The organism is Nocardioides sp. (genome assembly GCF_047607365.1).
Taxonomy (GTDB): domain Bacteria; phylum Actinomycetota; class Actinomycetes; order Propionibacteriales; family Nocardioidaceae; genus Nocardioides.
On sequence record NZ_JASGDD010000234.1, the window covers coordinates 1 to 7013 of the forward strand.

General features: G+C 72.8%; 8 protein-coding genes and 1 pseudogene. 2 read left to right on the top strand and 7 right to left on the bottom strand.

Going from position 1 to position 7013, the window contains the following annotated elements; genetic code table 11:
• The 3 genes from QM572_RS18435 to QM572_RS18445 form a co-directional block, all read right to left on the bottom strand.
• On the bottom strand, window positions 1-194 hold a 194-nt coding region (locus QM572_RS18435; RefSeq protein WP_415095438.1), incomplete at its 3' end, for a hypothetical protein.
• Window positions 194-511 carry a hypothetical protein gene (locus QM572_RS18440; RefSeq protein WP_415095439.1) on the bottom strand — a complete coding sequence of 106 codons (318 nt, stop codon included), beginning with the start codon at window positions 509-511 and terminating at the stop codon, window positions 194-196. The genes QM572_RS18440 and QM572_RS18435, both read right to left, overlap by 1 nt.
• A 131-nt stretch (window positions 512-642) precedes the next feature.
• The gene (locus QM572_RS18445; RefSeq protein ID WP_415095440.1) at window positions 643-1833 is read right to left on the bottom strand and encodes a pyridoxal phosphate-dependent aminotransferase; all 1191 of its coding nucleotides are present in this window, start codon (window positions 1831-1833) and stop codon (window positions 643-645) included.
• 60 nt (window positions 1834-1893) lie between these two features.
• Here QM572_RS18445 and QM572_RS18450 point away from each other — a divergent pair, with 60 nt between their 5' ends.
• Window positions 1894-3390 carry a potassium/proton antiporter gene (locus QM572_RS18450; RefSeq protein ID WP_415095441.1) on the top strand — a complete coding sequence of 499 codons (1497 nt, stop codon included), beginning with the start codon at window positions 1894-1896 and terminating at the stop codon, window positions 3388-3390.
• 19 nt (window positions 3391-3409) lie between these two features.
• On the opposite strand, the gene QM572_RS18455 is transcribed toward QM572_RS18450, so the two are convergent.
• The gene (locus QM572_RS18455; RefSeq protein WP_415095442.1) at window positions 3410-3913 is read right to left on the bottom strand and encodes a LytR C-terminal domain-containing protein; all 504 of its coding nucleotides are present in this window, start codon (window positions 3911-3913) and stop codon (window positions 3410-3412) included.
• 40 nt (window positions 3914-3953) lie between these two features.
• Window positions 3954-4244: a type II toxin-antitoxin system VapB family antitoxin gene (locus QM572_RS18460; RefSeq protein WP_415095443.1), complete on the bottom strand. Its 291-nt coding sequence runs from the start codon at window positions 4242-4244 to the stop codon at window positions 3954-3956.
• Window positions 4245-4291: 47 nt separating this feature from the next.
• Between QM572_RS18460 and QM572_RS18465 the strand changes: the two genes are divergently transcribed.
• Window positions 4292-5857, top strand: coding sequence for a helicase HerA-like domain-containing protein (locus tag QM572_RS18465; protein ID WP_415095444.1), 1566 nt, complete (start codon window positions 4292-4294; stop codon window positions 5855-5857).
• A gap of 31 nt (window positions 5858-5888) precedes the next feature.
• On the opposite strand, the gene QM572_RS18470 is transcribed toward QM572_RS18465, so the two are convergent.
• A complete protein-coding gene (locus tag QM572_RS18470) occupies window positions 5889-6086 on the bottom strand; it encodes a hypothetical protein (RefSeq protein WP_415095445.1) in 198 nt (65 codons plus the stop codon).
• A gap of 73 nt (window positions 6087-6159) precedes the next feature.
• Window positions 6160-7013, bottom strand: a pseudogene (locus QM572_RS18475) (hypothetical protein); the annotation flags it as partial.

A 7013-nucleotide genomic window follows, 5' to 3' on the forward strand; every position in this document is an offset into this window, starting at 1 on the left:
ACGCCGAGGGCCGCCTCGGCGGCGGCGCCGGTGCCGGGGGAGAGCGCCAGCGTCGGGACGAGGTCGTCGAGGACCCCGCCGACCCGTGCCGCGTGGCGGCCCAGGCGCCCGACCAGGTCGTCGAGCGAGCTCGCCATCGCCAGCACCTGCTCACGCTGGACCCGGAGCGCCGGCGTACCCCCGACGTCGGCCATCACGCCACCGCGTCGATCGCGGAGCCGACCGCGTGGATGCCCGCGCCGACCACGTCGACGCCCGCGCCGAGGGCGCTCCTCGCCGCGGCGGAGGCCAGCTCGTGTGCCTCGAGCGCCGTCGCGGCGACCTCCAGCTCCACCGCGGTCGCATGCAGGGCATGCACGTGCCCCGTCACGGCCGACCGGAAGGCCGCGGCCGTGACGCCGTCCCACTCGATCGCGTGCGCCCGGTGCCGCAGCGCGGCCGCCTCGTCCCTGCACTCCTCCGCAAGCTGCCGCAGCACCCGCGCCTGATGTCCGAGCTGTCCGAGATCCATGGCACGAGGGTGCGCCCCCGAGGAGGTCGTGCCAACCCGCCCCCGGCCGCGCCTGTGGACAACGGAGCGGTACGACGTCTCGAAGGAGCCCCGGCCCGCCGCGCGACGTCCGGGGCCTCTTGGAGACGTCCTCAGACGTAGGCCGCGAGCGCGTCGAGGCCCGCGGCGATCTCGCCCGGGTCGCCGGCGAAGGACATCCGGACGAACCGGTGCCCCTGCTCGGTGTCGAAGTCGACCCCGGCGGCGACGGCCACCCCGGTGTCGGCCAGCAGCCGGTGCGACCAGGCGAGCGTGTCGGAGGTCAGGTGGCCGACGTCGGCCCAGACGTAGAACGCCCCGTCGGCCGGCGCCAGCCTCGTGATCCCCATGTCCACGAGCCGCGAGAGCATCAGCCGCCGGTTCGCCGCGTAGCGGGCGACGTGCCCGTCCAGCTCGGCCCCGGCCGTCGCGGAGAACGCCTGGACCGCCGCCCGCTGGCCGAGCGCCGGCGGGCAGATCGTGAAATTGCCGGTCAGCACCTCTACGGCCCGCCGCAGGTGCGCCGGGGCGAGCATCCAGCCGAGCCGCCAGCCGGTCATGGAGAAGTACTTCGAGAACGACCCGAACACGACCGGCCGCCGCGAGGTCGACCAGGTCGTCCGGGACAGCCGGGTCGCCGGCGTCCCGGCGTACTCGAGGCCGTGGTAGATCTCGTCGCTGATCACCTGCACGCCGTGCTCCTCGCACCACGCGACGATCTCGGCGAGCTCGCCGGGCAGCAGCATCGTCCCGGTGGGGTTCGCGGCCGAGGCCAGCAGCACCCCCCGCAGGCCGCGTACGCCGGCGAGCTGGTCGACCGTCGGCTGGAATCGCGTCTCCGGCCCGGTCGGCAGCTCGACGACACGGCACCCCAGCGCCATCAGCACGTTGCGGTAGCAGGCGTAGTTGGGTCGCGCCATCGCGACCACGTCGCCGGGCTCGAAGGCGGCGAGGAACGCCAGGAGGAAGCCGCCGGAGGCGCCGGTCGTCACGACGACCTCGTCGGGGGAGACGTCGACGTCGTACCACGCGCCGTAGTGCTCGGCGATCGCCGCGCGCAGCTCGGGGATACCGACCGCCGGGGTGTAGCCCAGCGGGTCGCCCGACGCGAGCAGTCGGGTCGCCTCGGCGCGCACCGCCTCGGGTGCGCCGGTCGCGGGCTGGCCCGAGTGCAGGGCGAAGACCGGTGCGCCCGTCGCGGCCCGCCGCGACGCGGCGTCGATCATGTCCATCACGTGGAAGGGCGGCACGTTCGCACGCGCGGCAGCCGCCCAGCGCTCGCCCGCCTGATCGCCGACACCCACGACCGATAGGGTAGGGACCCGCCACCCCAGAGCGCGCAGCGCCCACAGAGCCGAGGTGACATGAGCTTCGACGCCGAGCAGCTCGATCAGTTCGTGCTCATCGGCGCCGCCGTCACCCTCTTCGCCATCCTGGCCGTGCGGGTCTCGTCCCGGACCGGGCTGCCGACGCTGCTCGTCTACCTGCTGATGGGCGTCGCGCTCGGTGAGGCGAGCCCGGTGGGGATTCACTTCGAGGACGCCTCGCTGGCGCACGCGCTCGGCTTCGCCGCGCTCGCGCTCATCCTCGCCGAGGGCGGTCTCACCACCGCCTGGCACGAGGTGAGGCCGTCGATGAGACTCGGCGCGACGCTGGCCACCGTCGGCGTCGCGATCACGGTGGCGGTCGTCGCGCTCGCCGGCCACTACCTGCTCGGCCTCTCCTGGGAGCTCGCCGTGCTGCTCGGCGCCGTCACGGCGCCCACCGACGCCGCGGCGGTCTTCTCGGTGCTGCGGGTCGTGCCGCTGCCGCACCGCCTCACCGGCGCGCTCGAGGCCGAGTCCGGGCTCAACGACGCCCCGACCGTCGTCCTCGTCTCGCTGATCGCGTCGGGGGCCGTGCACGAGCACCCGTGGTACGAGGTCGGCGGCATCGTCGCCTACGAGCTGGCCGCCGGCGCCGCCATCGGGCTCGCGATCGGCTTCGGCGGTGGCTGGCTGATGCGGCGCGCGGCGCTGCCCGCCTCCGGTCTCTACCCGCTCGCCGTGCTGACCATCTGCTTCCTGGCCTACGGGCTTGCGGCGGCGGCGGAGGGCAGCGGCTTCGCCGCCGTGTACGTCGCCGCCCTGATCCTCGGCAACGTCGAGCTGCCCCACCGCGGGGCCACCCGCTCCTTCGCGGAGGGGCTCGCCTGGCTCGCCCAGATCGGCCTCTTCGTGATGCTGGGGCTGCTGCTCTCGCCGGAGCGGATCACGTGGAACACCGTCCTGCTCGCCGTCGTGGCGGGCCTCATCCTGACCGTGGTGGCGCGTCCGCTGTCGGTGATCGCCTCCACCGCCTTCGAGCGGCTCGCCTGGAGGGAGCGGTGGTTCCTGTCGTGGGCGGGGCTGCGCGGCGCGGTGCCGGTCGTGCTCATGACGATCCCCCTCGCCGAGGACGTGCCGGGCTCCGAGCGGCTCTTCGACATCGTCTTCGTGATGGTCGTCGTCTACACCCTGCTGACGGCGCCGTCGCTGCCGCTCGTGGCGCGGCTGCTGGGCGTCGCCACCCCGGCCGACCCGCGGGCGCTGGACCTCGAGGCCGCACCGCTCGAGCGGCTCGCCGCCGACCTGCTCCAGATCTCGATCACGACCGGCTCCCGCCTGCACGGCGTCGAGGTGGGCGAGCTCCGGCTGCCGCGCGGGGCGTCGGTGTCGCTCGTCGTGCGCGACGGCGAGGCGGTCGTCCCGGAGAAGCGGATGGTGCTGCGGGCGCTCGACGACGTCCTCATCGTCACCCCGCGTGCCCAGCGCGAGGCGACCGAGCGACGGCTGCGCCAGGTGAGCCGGCACGGCCGGCTCGCACGCTGGGTCGCCGACTGACTCCTCCGCCTTGTGAGTGTCAGGTGGTGGGGATGCAGATCGTGGTGTCGGTGGTCGCCTTCACCGACGCCTTGCCCTGGTCGAGCTGGCTGAACTTGTCGCCGACGACCACGACCACGCCGACCTGGGTGACCGACTTCTGCACCACCTTCGCGCCGTCGAGGCGCGAGGAGACCAGCTTCACGGCAGGGCTGGCCGGGTCGTCCGTCCAGATCTCGGCGGTCTTGACGCCCGTGCCGCTCGGGGCGTTCAGCGAGTCGCCGGCGTGGAAGCCCGCGTCGGTGAACTCCTTCATCGTCCGGCTGGCCAGGCCCTGGCGCTTGCTGGCGTTGAGCACGCTCACCGTCACCTGCGACGGCGTGACGGCGTCGCCCTCCTTGATCGCGGTCTCCTCGCAGACCGGCGCCTCGTCGGTCAGCGCCGGAAGCGGCGAGGTGAGCTGACTCCAGCCCCACGACGCGGCCAGGAAGAGGGTCAGCAGGAGACCGCCGATCGTCACCGTGGTGCGCAGGAACGGGCTCATGCCGCCGTACGGTAGCGAACTCGGCAGCGAAGCAGGGGGATCAGATGTGGTGCACGCGAGCGTGCACCACATGCCGCTGCTGGAGCGCGGCGCGCAGCGCCCGGTGGAGGCCGTCCTCGAGGTAGAGCTCGCCCTCCCACTCGACGACGTGGGCGAACAGGTCGCCGAAGAAGGTCGACTCCTCGTCGAGCAGGGCACCGAGGTAGAGCGTGTCCTTGACCGTGACGAGCTCGTCGAGCCGGATCTGGCGGGGCGGCAGAGCGGCCCAGTCCTTCGTGGTGAGCCCGTGATCGGGGTAGGGACGCCCCTCGCCCACGCGCTTGAAGATCACCCCACGACTCTAACAACGGCCGTCCCACCACCTTTAGGCTGCAGCCCATGACCGATGCGCCGGCGTCCCTGCCCGACAACCCGATCTACCAGGCGGTGCAGCCCGGCTATGCGTTCGAGGGGGCGGCGCTCGAGCTCGGCGGGCTCATGGTCGACGCCACCACGCTCACCGACGTGCACGTCAGGATCCCGATCGGGATGCTCAACCGGCACGGTCTGGTCGCGGGCGCGACGGGCACCGGCAAGACCAAGACGATCCAGCTCATGATGGAGCAGCTCTCGGCGGCCGGCGTGCCGGTCTTCGCCGCCGACGTCAAGGGCGACCTGTCGGGCCTGGCGACCCCGGGCGCGCCGAGCGACAAGATCACCGCTCGTGCGGCCACGGTCGGCCAGACGTGGGAGCCGAAGGGGTTCCCGGTGGACTACTACGCGCTCGGCGGGGTCGGCTCGGGCGTCCCCATCCGGGTGAGCGTCGAGACGTTCGGCCCGACGCTGCTGGCCAAGGTGCTCGAGCTCAACGACACCCAGGAGTCCTCGCTCGGCCTGGTCTTCCACTACGCCAAGAACGCGAACCTCGGGCTCGTCGACCTCACCGACCTGCGCGCCGTACTCCAGTTCCTCACCTCCCCCGAGGGAAAGGCCGACCTGGCCGGCCTCGGCGGGCTCTCGTCGGCGACGGCCGGGGTCATCCTCCGCGAGCTGATCGCCTTCGCCGACCGGGGCGCCGACCTCTTCTTCGGCGAGCCGGCCTTCGACTCCGCGGAGTTCCTCAAGACCACGGCCGACGGCAAGGGCCAGATCTCACTGCTCGAGCTGCCCAACCTCACCGACCGGCCGCAGATCTTCTCCACCTTCCTGATGTGGCTGCTCACCGACCTCTTCCGCAAGCTCCCCGAGGTCGGCGACCCCGACAAGCCCAAGCTCGTCTTCTTCTTCGACGAGGCGCACCTGCTCTTCAACGAGGCGTCCAAGGACTTCCTCACCACCATCACCCAGACCGTCCGCCTGATCCGCTCCAAGGGCGTCGGCGTCTTCTTCATCTCCCAGGCGCCGACCGACATCCACGAGGACGTCCTGGCGCAGCTCGGGTCGCGGGTCCAGCACCAGCTGCGGGTCAACACGCCCAACGACGCCAAGGCGCTCAAGTCGACGGTCAACACCTATCCGACCTCCTCGTACGCCGACCTCGGCTCGGTCATCACGACCCTGGGGATCGGCGAGGCGATCGTGACCGTGATGAACGAGCGCGGCGCGCCGACGCCGGTGGCGTGGACTCGGCTGCGGGCTCCCGAGTCGCTCATGGCGGCGACCGACCCGGCTGCGATCGACGCTGCGGTCAAGGCGTCGCCGCTCTACGCGAAGTACGCCACCGTGACGGCGGTGGACTCGGCCGCCGACCAGCTCGCCGCCAAGGCGAAGGCGGCGCAGGAGAGCACCCCGGCCGGGACTCCCGCCGGCACGGGATCGAAGGAGCCCAAGGCGCCCGCCTCGAAGGGCAGGGCGAAGAAGGACAAGTCGATCGTCGAGGAGATCGTCACCTCGACCACCTTCCGCCAGGTGGCGCGTCAGGCAGCGCGCACGGCGGTGCAGCAGATCTTCAAGAAGCGCCGCTGAGCCGGAGTCGGTGGAGTCGGGCCGGACGCGCCTACGCCGACCAGCGCAGCGACTCGCTGACGAGGTCGGCCAGGGCATGGACCCCGGACAGGTCCTCGCGCTCCTCGAGCAGCTTCGCCAGCGCGCTGGCATGACGCGTCCTGCCGAGCGACCGCTGACGGGCGATCCGCTCCAGGGCGAGGTCCGCCTCGCTCATCGGGCTCATCGATTCGGTGGTGTGGTCCCCCATCACAGCCTCCTTCACGTGGATGTGTCTGCGACACATGGTGCGCCTATCGCGTCGCGTGGAGGTTGATCGCAGGTTACGGGGATGTAGACGGGCCGGGCGCCCGGACGGTCCCCGGCACGGCCGCGAGGAAGAGCTCCCCGTCCAGCTGACCCCAGCCCGGCCTGCCCACCGGCACCGCGGCGGCCAGCCGGCGGTCGAGCAGCGAGTCGAGCGGGTCGGCCAGACGCAGCTCGATGCGGGTCTCGAGCAGGTCGTGCAGCGCGGGCCGGACGTCGCCCCACCGGTGGGCGGCGATCACCATCCGCACGTCCGGCCGGGCGAGGGCGAGCCTCACGAGCGCGTCCTCGACGAGTGGCCGCTCCTGTCGCAGCACGCTCCAGTCGTCCACGATCAGGAGCGTGCCCGCGGTCGCGGGCAGAGTCACGGGCAGAGTCACGGGCAGAGTCGGGGGCAGGTCCGGGAGGTCGCTCGCGCGGGCGTCGAGCCGCACGGTCCGCATGCCCGGCCGCACGGTGCGGGCGGCCTCCTCGATCGTGGCGAGCAGGGTCGACTTCCCGCTCCCCGGCCGTCCGACGACCGCCACGTGACCCCGGTCGGCGTCGATCGCCGCCACGCGGCGTACGACGGGGTCGTCGACGAGCCCGATCGGCAGCGCGTGGCTCCCCACCGACTCACCTGCTGGTGAGCACCTGCGTGCGGGGTCGGCCCTGGTCGTTCCACCAGCAGTTGCGTGGTCGGGGTCGAGGAGCTGGCGGAGGGGTGGCGAGGCGGTCAGCGGCGGCAGGCAGATCGGGCGAGCCCGGTGGGCGCCCGCATCCGCGATCCGGCGGAGCGCCTCGGCGGTGAACGGAGCGGGCGCGGGGTCGACCCGGAACCGGGCCGGGGCCTCGACGCCGGTGCGCAGCAGCGCCCAGCCGGGCTCGCGGG